This is a genomic window from Afifella sp. H1R (genome assembly GCF_021462425.1).
Taxonomy (GTDB): Bacteria; Pseudomonadota; Alphaproteobacteria; order Rhizobiales; family Afifellaceae; genus Afifella; species Afifella aestuarii.
Map to the genome: position 1 here is coordinate 743819 of NZ_JAKEDY010000001.1, position 18260 is coordinate 762078.

The following is an 18260-nucleotide window of genomic DNA, read 5'->3' on the forward strand; positions in this document are numbered from 1 at the left end:
TCTTGTGCCGGGCCGCGGTGTCGCGTAGGCGAGAAGTGGCCCACAGGCATATCAGACGGGACGACGCCGATGTCCTTTGACGACAGTATTTTGCCCTTTGCGCAGAGTTCCTTTGGGCCGCGTTCCGAAAAACTTGGCTCGTCGTGGATGCGGCTGCGCGGCGTCAGGCTTTGGCTGGCGATCCTGACCTTTCTGGTCTTCGTCATGGTGCTTGTGGGGGGCATGACGCGGCTGACCGATTCCGGTCTTTCGATCACAGAATGGAAGCCGGTCGTGGGCGCCGTGCCGCCGATGTCGGACCAGGCCTGGAGCGAGGAGTTCGATCGTTACCGGGCGACCTCCCAATACGAGCTGATGAACCGGGGCATGAGTCTTGGCGAGTTCAAACGGATTTTCTGGTGGGAGTGGACGCATCGGCAGCTGGGTCGGTTCATCGGTGCGGTCTATCTCGTCGGCCTTGTCGGCCTCGCCATCGCCGGGAAACTGACGCTCCGGCTCGGCCTGTGGCTTTTCGCCGGCGGGCTCCTTCTCGGGCTTCAAGGCCTGGTCGGCTGGATCATGGTCGCGTCGGGTCTGAAACCGGGAATGATCGCAGTCGCCCCCGTCAAACTGTCGTTGCATCTGACGCTCGCGAGCCTGTTCTTTGCCTTCTTGATTGGCACGCATGCGCGCCTCGGTGGGGCCGAAGCTGTGCGGCGCGCAACCGCCGGCACTGTTGCGGCCTGGCTGATCGCTGTCGCGGCGCTCGTTCAGATCGCCCTCGGCGGCCTCGTCGCAGGCCACGATGCCGGCCTGACCTACAACACCTGGCCGCTGATGGACGGACGCTTCGTACCCGCCGGCCTTCTTGCGATGCAGCCGCTTTGGCATAATTTCACCGACAACATCACGACCGTTCAGTTTGATCACCGCATCGGTGGCTACGTGCTGGCCACACTCGTGATCGGATACGGTCTCTTGCGCCTCGCACTCCGCCGATGGTCCTCGGATCTCGCGCTGATCATGGCCGTCGTCATCGGTCAGGTGGCTCTCGGAATTCTGGCGCTCGTTCTCGTCGTTCCCTGGCCGATCGCACTCGCCCACCAGGCGATGGCGCTGATCCTGTTCGGTCTGCTCGTGCGGCATGCGGCAAGACCCGCCTCCAGCTGAACGCCTTGACCTGCCGGAACTGGTAAGCGACTGTCGTCGCTTGGAGATTTCGAATGAATGACATGACGCCGGTGACAACCGGCCATTCCGCCTGCCCGCACGACTGCCCTTCGACCTGTGCACTTGACGTGGAAATTCTGCCTGATGGGCGCGTCGGCAGGCTCAGGGGCAATTCCGAGAACGATTACACGGCTGGCGTGATCTGCGCCAAGGTTGCGCGCTATGCGGAGCGGCTGCACCACCGGGACAGACTCACCAAGGCCCTGAAGCGCAAGGGCGCCAAAGGGGATGGCACGTGGCAGGAAATCTCCGTCGAGGAAGCGCTCGACGAGATTGCCGAGGCTTTCGTCAAGGCCGAGGCGAGGCACGGGTCCGAAGCCGTCTGGCCCTATTATTATGCTGGGACGATGGGATTGGTGCAGCGCGACGGGCTCGACCGCCTTCGCCACGTCAAGCGCTATTCCGGAGAGTTCGGGTCGATCTGCACAAACATGGCTTGGACGGGCTATGTGGCCGGGACCGGAAGCCTGACCGGACCCGACCCGCGCGAGATCGCAAAAGCCGATCTCGTCGTCATCTGGGGCACCAACGCGGTCGCGACGCAGGTCAATGTGATGACCCATGCGACGACAGCACGGAAGACCCGGGGAGCGAAGCTCGTTGTCGTCGACGTCTATGAAAACGCCACGATGCGGCAGGCGGACCTTGCTCTGTGTCTGAGACCCGGCACCGACGCGGCGCTTGCCTGCGCCGTCATGCATATTCTCTTCCGTGACGGTCATGCCGACTGGGACTATCTCAATCGCTTCAGCGATCGTCCTCGGGATTTTGCCCGCCACCTTGAGGACAAGACGCCGGAATGGGCATCTGCCATCACCGGTCTCACCGTCGAGGACATCGAGACGTTCGCCGCCTGGATCGGCAAGACGCCCAAAACCTTCCTGCGCCTCGGTTACGGCTTTACGCGCAGCCGCAACGGCGCCGTCGCCATGCATGCTGCCTCCTGCATCGCCACTGTCACAGGCGCCTGGCGCCATGAGGGGGGCGGGGCCTTTCACAACAACGGCGGGATTTATCATCTCGACGAGACGATGATCGCCGGTCTCGATCGCCTGGATCCCTCCGTGCGCATGCTTGACCAGTCGCGCATCGGTCCGATCCTTTGCGGCAACGACGCCGATCTGAAGGGCGGTCCTCCCGTCGGCGCCATGCTCATTCAAAACACCAACCCGATGAACGTGGCGCCTGACCAGGAACAGGTGCGGCGAGGCTTCCTGCGCGACGATCTCTTCGTCGCCGTGCATGAGCAGTTCATGACGGACACCGCAGAAATGGCCGACATCGTCCTGCCGGCGACGATGTTTCTGGAGCACGACGACATCTACAAGGGCGGAGGTCACCAGAACATACTGTTCGGTCCGAAGCTCGTCGAACCGCCGCAGGGCTGCGTCACGAACCATCAGGTCGTGACGGGCCTCGCAAAGCGTCTTGGAGCGGAGCATCCCGGCTTCGCCATGAGCGCACGCGAGCACATCGATTGGCTGCTGAAGGCCTCGGGCTGGGGTGACCTCGCGACGCTTGAGAAGAACAAATGGATCGATTGTCAGCCGGGCTTTGAGGAGGCGCATTATCTCAAGGGCTTCGGCTTTCCCGACGGCAAGTTCCGTTTCGCGCCGGATTGGGGTCGTTTCGCTGCGCCGAACCGTCCGCAGGACGGCAAGGCGCTCGGCCCATGGGAATCTCTGCCGGAGTTTCCCGATCAGTGGGAGGCAATCGAGACGGCCGATGAGGAGTATCCGTTCCGCCTCGTCACCGCGCCGGCCCGCTCATTCTTGAATTCCACCTTCTCCGAGACGCCGTCGGGCCAGACGCGCGAGAAGCGGCCCGAGGTGATGATGCATCCACTCGACGCGGAGGCTGCCCACCTGAACGACGGAGATCTCGTGGAACTCACCAGTCGGCGCGGCGCCTGCCGGCTGCATATGCGGCTGAGCGACGGTCAGCAGCGCGGCACTCTCATTGCGGAGGGCATCTGGCCGAATTCCGCGCATCAAGGAGGGCGCGGCATCAATGCCCTGACAGGGGCCGATGCGGTTGCGCCTTATGGCGGTGCGGCCTTTCACGACAATGCGGTGCGAATTGCGCCCTGTGTTGCGGTGGCGCCGCTTGACTGAATGGGGAGTGCGGAGAATATCGCGCCTCCTTTTTCGGAGATCAAAGATGCGCGTCTCAGCGGTTCCTGCTTTCGTTTTTGCCACGCTTGCGCTGGCGGCCTGCCAGGGAGGTTCCGCGCCCACGACCCTGCCAGCCGGCATGACGCATGAAACGGTGCGCAATCGTCTCGCCGACGCGTGCGTTTACGCCGAATGGCGCAAGCGGGAAGGGGACGCGCTGAAGACCGTTACGCGGGATTGTTCGTGCCTCGCCAAGCGGCTGGAGCCGCAGATGAGCGAACCCGAAGCTGCCGCCTTCGTCGCAACTGGTCAGGTCCCGAAGACGACCCAACCCAAATACGTTCAGGCTTTCGAGACCTGCACCCGCTGAGGCGCCTGATCCTCAATCCCGTGGGGCATCGGAGGGCACGATCAAGACGCTGTCCTCCGGCGTCGGCAGCCCCTCGAGAATGACCTTCTCGGCCACGACCCGGGCTTTGCGCCCGGCAACCCAGGAAAGCGCGAGCGGATAGATCCGATGCTCGGCTGCGAGGACGCGCGCGGCCAGGGTTTCTGCGGTGTCGTCGGCAAGCACCGGCACGGCACCTTGAACGATGATCGGTCCATCGTCCATCTCTGCGCGGACGTAGTGGACCGTTGCTCCGTGCACGCGCACGCCTGTCGCCAGCGCACGTTCATGCGTTCGCAGACCTCGAAAGGACGGCAGGAGCGACGGATGGATGTTGATCACCCGATTGCGCCATCCCTCGACGAATTCATCGGACAGAAGGCGCATGAAGCCCGCCAGACAGATGAGTTCAATTCCGGCCTCGCGCAGCATCGTGTCGAGTGCGGCTTCAAACGCTTCGCGGCTTTCATAATCCCCATGCGGGAGGACCGCGGTCGCAATGCCCGCATCGGCGGCATAAGCGAGACCCGCAGCGTCCGCGCGATTGGAAAGGACCATTTCGATCGAGGCGGGAAAGTCGGGCTTTTGCGCCGCATCGACGAGGGCGCGCATATTGCTGCCGCGCCCGGAAATCAAAATCGCTGTTTTCACTGTTACTTCTCGTCCAGCGCGAGCTTGCCTTCGAACACGACGGCGGCGTCTTTCCTTGGCTCGATCTCGCCGAGACGGAAGGTCTTTTCACCTGCTTCCGTCAGATGCGCGGTGATCCGCTCAGCCGCATCGGCCTCTGCGATGACAACCATACCGACACCGCAATTGAACGTGCGCAGAAGCTCGGCCTCTTCGATCGGGCCGCTCTTGGCGAGCCAGGGGAAAACCGGCGGCAGCGGGATCTCGTCGAGATGGATGCGAACCGCCTGCCCATCGGGCAAGACTCTTGGCAGGTTCTCCGGCAATCCGCCGCCGGTGATATGCGCCAGCGCCTTGACCGCGCCCGTCTCGCGGATCGCCGAAAGGAGAGGGCGGACATAGATGCGGGTCGGCTCCAAAAGCACCTCCGCAAGGCTCCTGCCAGGCTCAAACGGTGCCGGAGCGTGCCAGACGAGGCCGCTCTTCTCGACCACCCGACGGACCAGAGAAAAGCCGTTCGAATGAACGCCGCTGGAACCGACGCCGATCACCACGTCTCCGGCCTTCACCGCGCGTGGCAGAATCGCTTCCCGTTCGACGGCCCCCACCGAGAACCCGGCGAGATCATAATCTCCGGCGGCATATAGTCCCGGCAGTTCCGCCGTTTCGCCGCCGACAAGGGCGGCACCCGCCTGTCGGCAACCTTCGGCGATGCCCGCGACCACGGATGCCGCCTCGTCGACCGAGAGAGCTCCGGATGCGAAATAATCGAGGAAGAAGAGGGGCTCTGCGCCCTGGACGATCAGATCGTTGACGCACATCGCAACGAGATCGATCCCAACCGTGTCGTGATGTCCGCTCTCGATGGCGATTTTGAGCTTCGTGCCGACGCCATCCGTCGCCGCCACCAGCACCGGATCGCGGTAACCGGTCTCCTTGAGATCGAAAAGCGCGCCGAAACCGCCAAGTCCGCCCATGACGCCGGCACGCCGGGTGCTGGCGGCAAGCGGCTTGATGCGGTCGACGAGCGCTGCGCCCGCGTCGATATCGACGCCGGCCTGGCGATAGCTGAGTGTGGTGCGGTCTTCCCCCATGGCTCGAAAGCGGGTAGAGGCGATAGCCTGAATTTGCAAGCGGCGTTGTGCCATTAGGCACTGCGTTTTGGCTCCAGGCACCGTTCTCCTTGACCCTTCCCAACTTCATCACACTCGCGCGGCTCGTCTCCGTTCCGTTGATCGTCTGGTTGATCGTGATCCAGAATTGGACGGGCGCGACCGTCGTCTTCGTTCTCGCAGGGATCAGCGACGGCATCGACGGCCTGATCGCCAAGCGCTTCGGTGCGTCGTCCGATCTCGGCGCCTATCTCGATCCGATTGCCGACAAGGCGCTCCTCGTCTCGCTGTTTCTCGTGCTCGGGTTCCAGGCCGTTCTGCCGCCATGGCTGATTATCCTCGTCGTCAGCCGGGACATTCTCATCGTCGGCGGCGTGATCCTCGCATGGATGCTCGTCAATCCGATCGCCATGCGGCCGCTCTGGGTGTCGAAATTCAACACGACCGCCCAGATCGTTCTCCTCGCGCTGGTTCTCGCCGAACATGCCGGCATCAAATCGCTTTCGATCGCAATCTGGCCGATGATCATCACAACGGCCGGCTTGACCGTCGGCTCAGCCGGTGCCTATCTCGCGGAGTGGCTGCGCCACATGGCCGGCGAGGAGCCACGGCGGGAGGAAGGCTGATGTCGGCCCAGCGTCAGGCGATCTTCTGGCTGGGAGCGCTCGCCGCTCTCATCGTTTTCCTTTGGCTTTTCAGCGGCATCCTATTGCCGTTTCTGCTCGGCATGGCACTCGCCTATTTTCTCGATCCGGTCGCGGACTGGCTCGAGCGGCTCGGCATGAACCGCCTTCTGGCGACGCTCGCGATCCTGATCTTCGCACTCTTGCTGTTCATTGTGGTGTTGGTCGCGATCATCCCGCCGCTGATCGGCCAGGCGAGCGATTTTGCCGACAGGCTGCCCAATCTCATCGAGCGCCTGCGGCATCTCGCAAGCGAGATATTTGCCTCGCCGCTCGCGAAATATCTTCCATCCGGCGGAGAGTTCAACGCCGAGCCGCTTCTGAAGAGCGCCGCCACCTGGATGGCGGGCCTGGTATCCTCGCTTCTCGCCGGCGGTCAGGCGCTGATCAGTGTCGTCAGCCTGTTTATCGTGACGCCCGTCGTTGCCTTCTACCTTCTCTACGATTGGGACCGGATGGTGAAGATGGTCGACAGCTATCTTCCGCGCGACCACGCCGATGTCATCCGAGAATTGGCGGCGGACGTCGATCAGGCGCTCTCAGGTTTTCTCCGGGGGCAGGGGCTCGTCTGCACGCTCCTGGGCGGCTTCTACGTCGTCAGTCTGACCGCGGTCGGGCTCAATTTCGGGCTTCTGATCGGCGTCGTCGCGGGCGTCATCAACTTCATTCCCTATATCGGCTCGACCGTGGGCTTCATTCTGGCTGTCGGTGTGGCACTCGTGCAGTTCTGGCCGGAATGGCCCTGGATCGTCGTGGTCGCGGGCGTGTTCGTCACAGGGCAGGTCGTTGAAGGCAACCTTCTGCAGCCGCGCATCGTCGGCCATTCCGTCGGTGTGCATCCCGTCTGGCTGATGTTTGCGATGTTCGCCTTCGGTGCGCTGTTCGGCTTCGTCGGCCTGCTTGTCGCGGTCCCCGTCACGGCCGCCATCGGCGTGCTTGTCCGCTTCGGCCTCGAGCAATACCGGGAGAGCCGGATCTATCTCGGCACTGGCGATCCGCCGCCACCACCTCCAAGCGAGCTGCAGTGAACGCCATGATCTCGCAACGTCAGATCCCGATCCCGCTCGCGCATGAAGCCGCCTACGACAGCGACAGCTATCTGGTGACGGAAGCGAACCGTGCGGCCTACGAGGTCATCATGAGCTGGCCGAACTGGTCCGCGCCAGTCGTGCTGTTGTGCGGACCTGAAGGCTCCGGCAAAACCCATCTCGCCAGCCTCTGGGCGGAAAGAGCAGGGGCCGTGATCGTCGCGGGAGCGACGCTTGAAGAGAGAGAGGTGGGCGGCCCCGGCCGGCCCGTTCTCGTGGAAGATGTCGCCGCCGACGAAGTTCCCGAGCGCGCACTTTTCCATCTGATCAACCGGGCGCGTGAAGAAGGTTTTACGATCCTCATCACGGCACGCGAACCTCTCGCGCGTTGGCAGCTGTCGCTGAAAGACCTGATCTCGCGCCTGCGGCTTGCGATCCCCATTTCCATCGACCGGCCCGATGAACCCTTGTTGCGACAGGTTCTGGTCAAACTTTTCAGCGACCGTCAGCTTTCGGTGGAGCGCAACGTCATCGACTACATGGTCGTCCGGATGGAACGCTCGCTGCGCGAGGCCCAGGCGCTCGTCGCAGCCATCGACGAAGAGGCGCTGAGCGAAGGACGGCGTATCACGCGACCTCTCGTTGCGCAGGTTCTCGCGAGCCGTGAAAACCAGGTGATCGGCTCCTGAGATGCAAGAGCTTGGTTTCCGCGAGTGTCATCCAAGTGTTACGCTCCGCTGCGATCACGCGGTTCGCAGACTGAGAGAGGATCGATGGAAGAGAGCCCGATAGCCACGGATACGGTTGATTCCGAAAATGGGACGATCGCCGTATCGACCAGCGAGCTTCTCGGCGATCCCAAGCGCTTCATCAACCGCGAGATTTCGTGGCTGGAATTCAATCGCCGCGTGCTCGAGGAATCCGAGAACCCAAATCACCCGCTCCTGGAACGGCTGCGCTTTCTGTCGATCTCAGCAAACAATCTCGACGAATTTTTCATGGTCCGCGTCGCCGGTCTGAAGGGGCAGGAGCGCGAGAAGATTGCAACCGTCAGCGCCGATGGGCTGACGCCGTCGCAGCAGCTCATGGAAATCGATCGGAAGGTCGAGGCGCTGGTCAACGATCAGCAGGCGCAATGGATCGTTTTGCGCGAGCTCCTCGACAGGGAGGGGATTTCGATCGTTCGCGGCGAAGAGGTCACCTCTGACGATGCCGAATGGCTTGCGGAATATTTCATGGAGACGGTCTTTCCGGTCCTGACGCCGCTCGCCATCGATCCCGCGCATCCGTTTCCGTTCATTCCCAATCTGGGATTCACGCTGGCGCTTTCCCTGACCGACCCGGTCCACCATCGCTTCATGCGCGCGCTGGTGCGCATGCCGCATACGCTGTCGCGCTTCATCCGCCTGCCGCGCCAGGACGAGAAGCATCCGACACGCTTCATCAGCGTGGAAGAGACCGTCGGCCTTTTCATAGACCGGTTGTTTCCTGGCTATGAGGTCGTCGGAAAGGGCGTCTACCGGGTCATTCGCGATTCCGATATCGAGATCGAGGAAGAGGCGGAGGATCTCGCCCGCCTCTTCGAGCGCGCGCTCAAGCAGCGCCGCCGCGGTTCGGTTATCCGGCTGGAGGTCGAATCCTCGATGCCGGAAGATCTGCGCGCGGTTGTCCAGCAATCGCTTTCCGTCGATAATGACGAGGTCTACGTCATTCATGGCCTGCTCGGGATCAAGGATCTCGAACAGCTCGTTGGGATCGACCGCCGCGATCTCAAATTCAAGCCTTACACGCCGCGTTTTCCTGAGCGGATCCGCGAGCATGCGGGTGATTGCTTCGCCGCGATCCAGCAGAAGGACATCGTCGTCCATCACCCATACGAATCCTTCGACGTCGTGGTGCAGTTCCTGCGCCAGGCGGCGAGCGATCCGGACGTGATGGCGATCAAGCAGACGCTCTATCGCACATCAAACGACAGCCCGATCATCAAGGCGCTGACGGAAGCTGCCGAGGCCGGTAAATCCGTGACGGCGCTCGTCGAGCTCAAGGCACGCTTCGACGAGGAAGCCAACATCCGCTGGGCGCGCGATCTGGAGCGCGCCGGTGCGCAGGTCGTCTACGGCTTCATGGAGCTCAAGACGCACGCCAAGCTCAGCCAGGTGGTGCGTCGCGAGCCGAACGGGCTCGTCAGCTATGTGCATATCGGCACAGGCAATTATCACCCGATCACGGCCAAGATTTACACCGACCTTTCCTATTTCACCGCGGATCCCGCGATCGCGCGCGACGTCGCCCGCGTCTTCAATTTCATCACCGGCTATGCTCCGCCGCAGGACGTCGTGCGCCTTGCCGTGTCGCCCTACACGCTGCGCTCCCGCATCCTGGAACATATCGACGCCGAGATCGGTCACGCGGCTGCAGGGCGTCCCGCCCGCATCTGGATGAAGATGAATTCTCTCGTCGATCCGCAGATCATCGACGCGCTTTATCGGGCGAGCGGCGCCGGGGTGAAAGTCGAGCTCGTCATCCGTGGCATTTGCTGCCTTAGACCCGGGCTTCCTGGTCTGTCGGAAAACATCCGCGTGAAATCGATCGTCGGCCGTTTCCTGGAGCATTCGCGCATTCTCTGTTTCGGCAACGGCCACGGCCTGCCGTCGGACGAGGCGCTCCTTTATATCGGCTCCGCCGACCTGATGCCCCGCAACCTCGATCGGCGCGTGGAAACGATGGTGCCGATCACCAATTCGACGGTGCATATGCAGATCCTGGACCAGATCATGGTCGCCAACCTGAAAGACAACCAGCAAAGCTGGGAAATCCTCTCTGACGGCACCTCCCGGCGCATCGAACCGGAAGAGGGAGAGGAACTCTTTAACGCCCATCGCTATTTTATGACCAATGCAAGTCTCTCCGGCCGTGGAAAATCGCTCAAATCCGACACACCCCGCACCTTCGCCGACCGGCTTGATAATTGAGCCTGACGCGCCCGGCCGCATTGCCGGCTACGGGCCTGTTGCCGTCATTGACATCGGCTCGAACTCGGTTCGTCTCGTTGTCTACGAGCGAATGGCGCGTTCACCGACGCCGCTCTTCAACGAGAAGGTTCTCGCGGGATTGGGCGAGGGCGTCGCGACCTCGCGCCGCCTCTCGGATGCGTCTGTCGACAAGGCTCTTTCCGCGCTGAGGCGCTTTGCAGCTCTCTGCCGTCAGATCGGTGTTGTGGAACTCAGCGTTCTCGCGACGGCCGCGACGCGTGAGGCAGAGAACGGCTCGAAATTCATCGCCAAGGTGCGGGATATCTGCGGCTGTGACGTCACCGTGCTCACAGGTCCCGCGGAAGCGCATTATGCGGCCCTCGGAGTGGTCGACGGCTTTGAGGTCCCAGAGGGCGTCGCGGGTGACCTCGGCGGCGGCAGCCTCGAACTCACCAATGTCCGCGGCACACGGGTCGGTGATGGCGAGACCTTTCCTCTCGGAGGTCTGCGTCTCAAGGACGATTCCGGCGGAGATCTGAAAGCAGCCCGGAAAATCGCGCGTGCGGCCTTGGAAAACTCCAAGGTCCTTCGTCATCTGGAAGGCCGCACCTTTTATGCGATCGGTGGCACCTGGCGGTCGATTGCGAAACTGCACATGCGCCAGACCGGCTATCCGCTTCACGTGATGCATGGCTACACGCTGGAGACCGAACGCAGTCGAGATTTCCTGAAGAGTCTTTATCGGCAGCCGGTCGCATCGATCGATTCCATCGACGCCGTCTCCAAGCAGCGACAACCGCTCCTGGCATATGGCGGCCTCGTCTTGTCGGAGCTGGTGCGCGCCGGCAAACCCGCCCGCATCGTGATCTCCGCTCTCGGCCTGCGCGAAGGCTTTCTCTACTCCCGCCTGCCTGCCGAAGAGCAGGAGAAGAATGCGCTCATCGCCGCCGCACGCGAACTCTGTTTTCTACGCTCCCGCTCGCCGGCGCATTCAGAAGAGCTGATCGCCTGGACGGGCGATGCGATGAAAGCGCTCGGCATCGACGAGACGAAGGAAGAGGAAAGGTTGCGGGCTGCGTCCTGTCTGCTCGCGGATATCGGCTGGCGTGCGCATCCCGATTACCGGGGCGAGCAGAGCCTGAATATCATTGCCCATGCGGGCTTCGTGGGTGTCGACCATCCCGGACGCGCTTATCTCGGCCTGTCCGTCTACTACCGCCATTCTGGCCTGTCGGACGATGAACTCGGACCAGGTCTGCGGGAGATCGTTCCGACGCGCTACAAGGAGCGGGCGAGGGCGCTCGCCGCGATCTTTCGCGTCGCCTACCTCGTTTCGGCCTCGATGCCGGGGGTGGTGCCACGCACCGCCTTGCGGCGCACGGACAACGAGCTGCAACTCGTCCTGCCGCCCGATCTCAGCGAACTTGCCGGAGGGCGTCTGGAGACGCGGTTGAAGCAGCTGGCGGCTCTCGTTGGATTGGAGAGCCGCATCGTCATAGACGGCTGAGACGTTATTCGGCCGCGGCCTGCATATCTTCGACCTGCACCGCCCGCACACGGCCATTGCCGAGCAGGAGTGCCATCTCTCCGCGCTTCAAGGCGAGGGCCTGGTCCCCGAAGAGCTGCCGTCGCCATCCTTTCATGGCGGGCACATCGGCATGATCGTCGGCTGCGATCTTCTCCAGTTCGTCGACCGTCGCAACGAGCCGCGAGGCGACGCCGTGCTCTTCTGAGACCATCTTCAAAAGCACTTTGAGAAGCTCGGCCGAAGCGCTTGCATGTTCAGGGGCCGGGCGCGGTTTCGGGATCGACGGAAGGTCTGCGTCCGGAACGGCGAGCGCCTCTTCGACCGCAGCAATCAATGCCTGAGCGGCGTGCGAGCGCTCGAAGCCGCGGGGCAGGGCGCGCAACCTTGCCATCTGTTCGGCATTGCGCGGCTGCTGCAGCGCGATCTCGTAGATCGCCTCGTCCTTCAGCACGCGCTGGCGCGGGACATCGCGGCTCTGCGCTTCCTTCTCCCGCCAGGCGGCAACCTTCTGCATGACCGCAAGCTGACGTGGTTTCCTCACCCGCATCTTGAGCCGCTTCCAGGCATTCTCGGGATGCGTCCTGTAGGTTTCGACGTCATTGAGGACGGCAAGCTCCTCGGCGACCCAGTCGCTGCGCTTCTGCTCCTCCAGATTGGCTTTTAGGAAGCGGTAGACGTCGCAAAGATGCGTCACGTCCGAAACGGCGTAATCGAGCTGCTTCTGGCTGAGCGGTCGCCGTTGCCAGTCCGTGAAACGGGAGGATTTGTCGATCCGCACGCCCGTGACGCGATAGACGAGTTGATCGTAGCTGATCTGATCGCCGTAGCCGCACACCATGGCCGCAAGCTGTGTGTCGAAGAGAGGTTGTGGGACAGCGCCGTCGAGCTTGACGAAGATCTCCACATCCTGCCGTGCGGCATGGAAGACCTTGGTGACCTTCTCGTTGCGCATCAGCTCGAAGAAGGGTGCAAGATCCAGCCCCTCAGCCAGGGGGTCGACGATGACCGCGACCTCCGGATCCGCCATCTGGATCAGGCAGAGGCGAGCCCAGAAGGTGGTCTCACGGATGAATTCCGTGTCGATCGAGACAAAAGGCGAGGCGGAAAAGCGGCGGCAGATCTCCGCAAGCTGCGCGCTGTCGGTGATGACTTGATAATCGTTTTTGGCACTCATTGCGCTGCTCTATAGCGAATCTGAAAGCAGCTGTCGCCACGCTTTCGTGGCGCACCTTAGGAGTTTTTCGCGGTTCGCAGGAGGATTTGCGTGGGCCATCCCGCCGGGTACCGCTTGTGGGACGAGCACCCCTCCTGAGGCGGCGGCTCCCTTGACACAAGCCCGTGCTTCTGTGCTTCTCCGGCCGAATTTGTCCGTTTCGGACCACTGTCTCAAAACCCGAAAGAAGCGGTATCATGCATCGCTATCGTTCCCACCATTGCGGCGCGCTTCGCGCCAGCGATGTCGGTGAAAATGTTCGTCTCTCCGGCTGGGTGCACCGCGTGCGCGACCACGGCGGCCTGCTCTTCATCGATCTGCGCGATCACTATGGTCTGACGCAGATCGTCGCCGATCCCGATTCGCCTGCCTTCACGAGCGCTGAAAAGCTGCGCGCCGAATGGTGCGTGCGCGTCGACGGCGAAGTGAAGGCGCGCGCGCCGGAAGTCGTCAATCCGAACCTGCCGACGGGCGAGATCGAAGTCTTTGCCAACGAGATCGAGATCCTTTCCGAAGCGCCGGAGCTGCCGCTGCCGGTCTTCGGTGAGCCGGAATATCCGGAGGATACGCGCCTGCGCTATCGCTTCCTCGATCTGCGCCGCGACACCTTGCACAAGAACATCATGAAGCGCTCGGCCGTCATTTCGCGTCTGCGCGAGCTTATGGGCGGGGTGGGCTTCAACGAGTTCCAGACGCCGATCCTTACGGCCTCGTCCCCTGAAGGTGCGCGGGACTTCCTGGTGCCGTCGCGCATCCATCCGGGAAAGTTCTACGCGTTGCCGCAGGCGCCGCAGCAGTTCAAGCAGCTGATCATGGTGGCGGGCTTCGACCGCTACTTCCAGATCGCCCCTTGCTTCCGCGACGAGGATCCGCGCGCCGACCGTCTGCCGGGCGAGTTCTACCAGCTCGACATCGAGATGAGCTTCGTGACGCAGGACGATGTCTTCGCGGCGATGGAGCCGGTGATGCGGGGCATCTTCGAAAGCTTCGCGGATGGCCGCGAAGTGACTCAGGTCTTTCCGCGGATCGCCTATGCCGATGCCATCCGCAAATATGGGACCGACAAGCCGGACCTCAGAAACCCGATCGAAATGCAGGCGGTGACGGAGCATTTCGCCGGCTCCGGCTTCAAGGTTTTCGCCGGCATGATCGAGCGGGATCCGAAAGTCGAAGTCTGGGCTATACCGGCTCCGGGCGGCGGCTCGCGCGCCTTCTGCGACCGCATGAATTCCTGGGCGCAGGGCGAGGGCCAGCCTGGCCTCGGCTACATCTTCTTCCGCAACGAGGCGGACAAGCTGACGGGTGCAGGCCCGGTCGCGAAGAACATCGGCGAAGAGCGTACGGAAGCAATCCGCAGTCAGCTCGGCCTCACAGAGGGCGATGCCGTCTTCTTCGTCGCGGGCAACCCGAAGATCTTTGCGGATTTCGCCGGCAAGGCGCGTGACCGTGCGGGCCGTGAGCTCAATCTCATCGACGAGAACCGTTTCGCGCTCGCCTGGATCGTCGATTTCCCGATGTACGAATGGGACGACGAGGAGAAGAAGGTCGACTTCTCGCACAACCCGTTTTCCATGCCGCAGGGTGGCCTCGAAGCGCTCGAGACCAAAGACCCGCTGACCATTCCCGCCTATCAGTATGACTGCGTCTGCAATGGCTACGAGATCGCCTCGGGCGCGATCCGCAACCACAAGGCGGAGATCATGAAGAAGGCCTTCGCGATCGCCGGTTATCCGGAAGAGGTGCTGGAGGAGAAGTTCGGCGGCATGCTGCGGGCGCTTCAGTACGGCGCACCTCCGCATGGCGGCATGGCGGCGGGCATCGACCGCATCGTCATGCTTCTCGTCGGCGCCAAGAACCTGCGCGAAGTGACGATGTTCCCGATGAACCAGCAGGCGCTGGATCTCTTGATGGGCGCGCCATCCTCCGTGACGCCGAAGCAGCTCCGCGAGCTCTCCATTCGCGTGACGGCGCCTCAGGACTGAGGCCGCACGATCGAGACCGGGAGCCGCCAATGGCGGCTCTCTCGTCTCCTCGACATTTTTCCGAGATCACGATGACCCTGTCCCGCTGACCGAAACGCCGGCGGGACAGGATGTCGTCCGGACGTCCGTCTTACTTGAGGACCGGCAGTTCAGGCGCCGTCTCACGTGTCTTCAGTGACGCGCCGACGAGCTTGAGCAAGGCTTCCGGATCGTCTTCTGCATCCACCAGAGCCGAGAGAGGCAGGGGCGCCCGCGGCGCCAGCGTCAGAACCAGCGTGTTCCCGCTTTCCAGGAAGTCCTTTAGAGGGTCCGCCAAAAACTGGCCGATCTTCGGCGGAACCGCGGTGCCAATCAGGAACGGCAGCGCACCGACGATTTGATCTTTGTACTGCTCGGCCGGTTGACCCTGCTGCTCCGCGGCCAAAGCGAACGACCGATCGATCAGCGAGTGGTCGGTGAGCGCGACGGTCATCTGCTCCAAACGCAGCTTCGACAGAAGTGTGAAGAACGCTGTGGGGTCATCGCTGTTCTCCATCTGCTGCATCATCAGATCGAGAACCCACTCCTCGGTGAGACCCGTAAGCTTCGCGCCGAATCGCAATCCCGCAGCGTCCGCAACCTCTAAAGCCGTGGTCGTCTCCAGTCTTCCATCCTCGCTGAGCTGGCTCGCTCCATTTATGTCGATGTGGAGCCCGTCATAGCCAAGGCCATCGAAGAAAAGGGCCGACTTCGGATCTCGGCGCAGAAGAGCGCCCGGCACGGAGATGTCGGAGATTGCGAGCTCGCCCCGTTCAGGCAGAAGACGGTCCGAAGGGACACTCTTCGTCTGTATGCGATCGACCGAGACGGCCAGAATCCGGCTCTGGCCGACGACCAACCCCTCCATGTCGAGACTGCCGATCTGCGGCGTCATCTGGAAGGGAAGGGCGGCAAAAGCCCGTCTCTCGTCCTCCGAGAGCGAACCGCTTTCGGCCTCTTCCAGAGCGGCAAAGGCCTCCGGACTTGGTAGCGGAAAGACGAGATCGTTGAGCGCAAAGCGGTCGAGCTTCATATAAGCGTCGGGAAAATCTGACTGCAACGCCGTTCCCCACGCCCGCTCGAAACCGTCTCGGGTGAGGCTTGAGACTCCGATCTCGGCAATCTCTGTGCGGCCCGCCTCTTCGCCAGTCTTTTCCACAATCAGCCGGTGCAACTTGAATTCGCCGAGCCGCATTGCCTCAAAGAAGGTCGTGAGGGCTTCCATCACCTGCTGGTCGTCGATGTCTCCCTCGGTTTCGCGATCCGCCTCTCGCATCGCCTGCTCGAGGGGCGCGATGTAGGGTTTGTCCGGGCGCCGCGTTTCGATGTCGGACAGGGTCATATCATCGATGGAGACCCGCACACCCTCCTCGGTCGTAATGCTGAGGCCCGCATAGGAGATCTCAGCGAAGGCATTCTGCCAGTCCTCACGCGCGTTGCCGTTTGATCCGGTGACATCGTCGGAAAGGAGACGCAGCACGCTGTTGAAATTTGTCTTCTCGACGTTCACCGAAGCGATGCGCGCCGTAGCGGGATCGTCGCCCTCCGTGCGCATCGTGATCGGACCGACCGACGAACGGGCGATAACACCGTCCTTCCAGTCTTCGAGCTCAAGCCCTTCGTAGGTGACGCTCTGCTTCCGCACTGTCGTCAGGCGCGGCAGGACCACCTGATGCAGCTCCGGAATCTCGGCGTGTTCAACCGACACTTCGGAAAGACGCTGATACAGCGTCCGCAGTGACGAGAAGGGGCGATCCTGATCAAAACTCAGATCCGCGAGGGTCGGCACGGCGATCCCGGTCACGGAAAAGACCGGGGCCTCGAAGGCCACATCTTCACCAACGACGCTTATCCCGGCCCCCTGAATGCTATCGGCAGAGAGCCCTCCTGCGGCCTCGCGGGGCTGGTCCAGCCGCAGCTCATCGAAAGTGATGTCGAGCGGCGGCTCGGTGCGAACGAAATGCACACCGGTTCCCACGACGACGTCGTCCTCGCTGGCGATGCTGCCGACACTCGCGCTCCAGCCGGGAACGCCATCGAGCTCGCTGACGAGGTCACGGAACACCTGCTCGCCGACCGGATCCGCCAAGGCTCCGGTCGGTGGCAGCACGGTCAGAGCTAAAAGAAGCGGTGTGCGAACAGAAAAGAAACAACGCATAAAACTATCTCTCAGCTCTGACAGGTCTGCAGTTAGCGGCTTTGGTTTGCGGTGACCGAGACGTTCAAGACATCCGGAAGCGTCTGCGGGGCGGAGCCTGCGATTTGAAGGATCTCGGCGCCAGACATGGGCTTATCCGGAGCGATCGTGACCGTCAGCGACTGCGGATCGCGAAGGAACGTGCTGACAGCGTCAGAGACCTTTTTCTGGAAATCGGCGTTCTGCATGGCGCTCAGCATGAAGGGGACCGCGGCCGCCAGCTGCTCGGCATATTTGTCGCCATCCATGCCCTGCTGCTTGCCGTAAAAGTCGAGAACACGCCCCGTCAGCGAATCGTCTTCGTAGCGCAGCGTGAAGTCAGACACATTCATCGTGGCAATGCCCGCCATCGGCTGGGCAGCTGTTTCGGCGCCGGGCATCGCGACGTTGCCGAGATTGCCATCGATCATCAAAGTGCCGCCGTCTTTCAGGGTGAGCGCCACCTTGTCGAGCTTCAGATCCTGGCTTTCGGGATCGCGCGAACCGGCCCATTCGATGTTGAAAGCGAGTTCGTCGTAGCCGAGATCGGAAGGCTTCATCTTCTGGTCGGCCGGAACGTAGCTCCCGGGGACCACGAGATCCTCGACGCTGCCCTGGCTCGTTTGCGGCACGCCGTCGACGATATCCTCGCTCGTCATCGTGAAGCCGGACACCGTCACGGGCTCGTTGCGGTCTTTCGGTGTGACGCTGACGTCGCTGCCGACAAGGCGATGGAAGAGCAGGCCCGGGGTTTCCTGCTCAGCTTCCGGCGTCTCGCCAAAAGTCGCTTCTTCCAGCCTGACATTGCCGATCGTGCCGGTCGCATCGCCGGAGAGAGTGCCTCCGTCGAAGACGATTTCGTCGGCGGTGTAGCCGTCGTCTTCCTCGGCCACGCCGGTCAGAGTCACCTCGTCGAATGCGATCACGGTGCCGCCATCCTTCGGCGTCAGCGTGAGGCCGTTGATGGCGACCTCATCGCCACTGCCCGATACGTCCCCCTCATGGGAGACCGTCATCTTGCCGCCTTGCGCCAGGGTCGCTTCAAACGATTTGGCGACGGCTTCCGCATCCTGAGCGAAAGCCGTGCCGGTGAGGCTTAGGAAACCGGCCGCGAGAGCCGGGATGACCAGGGGGGTATGAACGCGCATAGTTGTCCTTCGCGGTATGGAATCATGCGGCGCATCATGCTGCGCCGTTTGCCGAGGGC

At 62.4% G+C, this 18260-nt stretch carries 14 protein-coding genes; 9 read left to right on the forward strand and 5 right to left on the reverse strand.

Annotation, left to right across the window (positions count from 1 at the left end):
• The first annotated feature begins 69 nt into the window (after window positions 1–69).
• The 3 genes from L0F51_RS03415 to L0F51_RS03425 are packed head-to-tail and all read left to right on the forward strand — an operon-like array spanning window position 70 to window position 3693.
• Window positions 70–1149: a COX15/CtaA family protein gene (locus L0F51_RS03415; protein WP_234627941.1), complete on the forward strand. Its 1080-nt coding sequence runs from the start codon at window positions 70–72 to the stop codon at window positions 1147–1149.
• A gap of 53 nt (window positions 1150–1202) precedes the next feature.
• Window positions 1203–3323 (forward strand): molybdopterin oxidoreductase family protein, encoded by a 2121-nt coding sequence (locus tag L0F51_RS03420; RefSeq protein ID WP_234627942.1) that lies wholly within the window; start codon window positions 1203–1205, stop codon window positions 3321–3323.
• A gap of 46 nt (window positions 3324–3369) precedes the next feature.
• The gene (locus L0F51_RS03425; RefSeq protein ID WP_234627943.1) at window positions 3370–3693 is read left to right on the forward strand and encodes a hypothetical protein; all 324 of its coding nucleotides are present in this window, start codon (window positions 3370–3372) and stop codon (window positions 3691–3693) included.
• Window positions 3694–3705: 12 nt separating this feature from the next.
• Here L0F51_RS03425 and purN read toward each other — a convergent pair whose 3' ends face one another.
• On the reverse strand, window positions 3706–4362 hold the full coding sequence (gene purN, locus L0F51_RS03430) for a phosphoribosylglycinamide formyltransferase (protein ID WP_370642300.1): 657 nt from the start codon (window positions 4360–4362) through the stop codon (window positions 3706–3708).
• 2 nt (window positions 4363–4364) lie between these two features.
• Window positions 4365–5435 (reverse strand): phosphoribosylformylglycinamidine cyclo-ligase, encoded by a 1071-nt coding sequence (gene purM, locus L0F51_RS03435; protein WP_234627944.1) that lies wholly within the window; start codon window positions 5433–5435, stop codon window positions 4365–4367.
• Window positions 5436–5524: 89 nt separating this feature from the next.
• On the opposite strand from purM, the gene L0F51_RS03440 reads away from it, so the two are divergent.
• The 5 genes from L0F51_RS03440 to L0F51_RS03460 all read left to right on the forward strand — a co-directional run bounded on the left by L0F51_RS03440 (window position 5525) and on the right by L0F51_RS03460 (window position 11643).
• Window positions 5525–6079, forward strand: coding sequence for a CDP-alcohol phosphatidyltransferase family protein (locus tag L0F51_RS03440; protein WP_234627945.1), 555 nt, complete (start codon window positions 5525–5527; stop codon window positions 6077–6079).
• The gene (locus L0F51_RS03445) at window positions 6079–7164 is read left to right on the forward strand and encodes an AI-2E family transporter (RefSeq protein WP_234627946.1); all 1086 of its coding nucleotides are present in this window, start codon (window positions 6079–6081) and stop codon (window positions 7162–7164) included. Before L0F51_RS03440 ends, L0F51_RS03445 begins: the two co-directional genes overlap by 1 nt.
• A 5-nt stretch (window positions 7165–7169) precedes the next feature.
• Window positions 7170–7853: a DnaA ATPase domain-containing protein gene (locus tag L0F51_RS03450; protein ID WP_234629323.1), complete on the forward strand. Its 684-nt coding sequence runs from the start codon at window positions 7170–7172 to the stop codon at window positions 7851–7853.
• An 84-nt stretch (window positions 7854–7937) separates the two neighbouring features.
• Window positions 7938–10136, forward strand: coding sequence for an RNA degradosome polyphosphate kinase (locus L0F51_RS03455; RefSeq protein WP_234627947.1), 2199 nt, complete (start codon window positions 7938–7940; stop codon window positions 10134–10136).
• On the forward strand, window positions 10060–11643 hold the full coding sequence (locus L0F51_RS03460) for an exopolyphosphatase (protein ID WP_370642301.1): 1584 nt from the start codon (window positions 10060–10062) through the stop codon (window positions 11641–11643). Before L0F51_RS03455 ends, L0F51_RS03460 begins: the two co-directional genes overlap by 77 nt.
• A gap of 4 nt (window positions 11644–11647) precedes the next feature.
• On the opposite strand, the gene rnd is transcribed toward L0F51_RS03460, so the two are convergent.
• On the reverse strand, window positions 11648–12838 hold the full coding sequence (gene rnd / locus L0F51_RS03465; RefSeq protein WP_128294043.1) for a ribonuclease D: 1191 nt from the start codon (window positions 12836–12838) through the stop codon (window positions 11648–11650).
• Between the two features lie 236 nt (window positions 12839–13074).
• On the opposite strand from rnd, the gene aspS reads away from it, so the two are divergent.
• Window positions 13075–14859, forward strand: coding sequence for an aspartate--tRNA ligase (aspS, locus tag L0F51_RS03470; RefSeq protein WP_234627948.1), 1785 nt, complete (start codon window positions 13075–13077; stop codon window positions 14857–14859).
• Window positions 14860–14989: 130 nt separating this feature from the next.
• Here the strand turns inward: aspS and L0F51_RS03475 are convergent, their stop codons facing one another.
• Entirely contained in the window at window positions 14990–16966 is a 1977-nt protein-coding gene (locus tag L0F51_RS03475; protein ID WP_234627949.1) for a hypothetical protein, read from the reverse strand.
• 101 nt (window positions 16967–17067) lie between these two features.
• A complete protein-coding gene (locus tag L0F51_RS03480; protein ID WP_234627950.1) occupies window positions 17068–18201 on the reverse strand; it encodes a hypothetical protein in 1134 nt (377 codons plus the stop codon).
• Window positions 18202–18260: the final 59 nt, after the last annotated feature.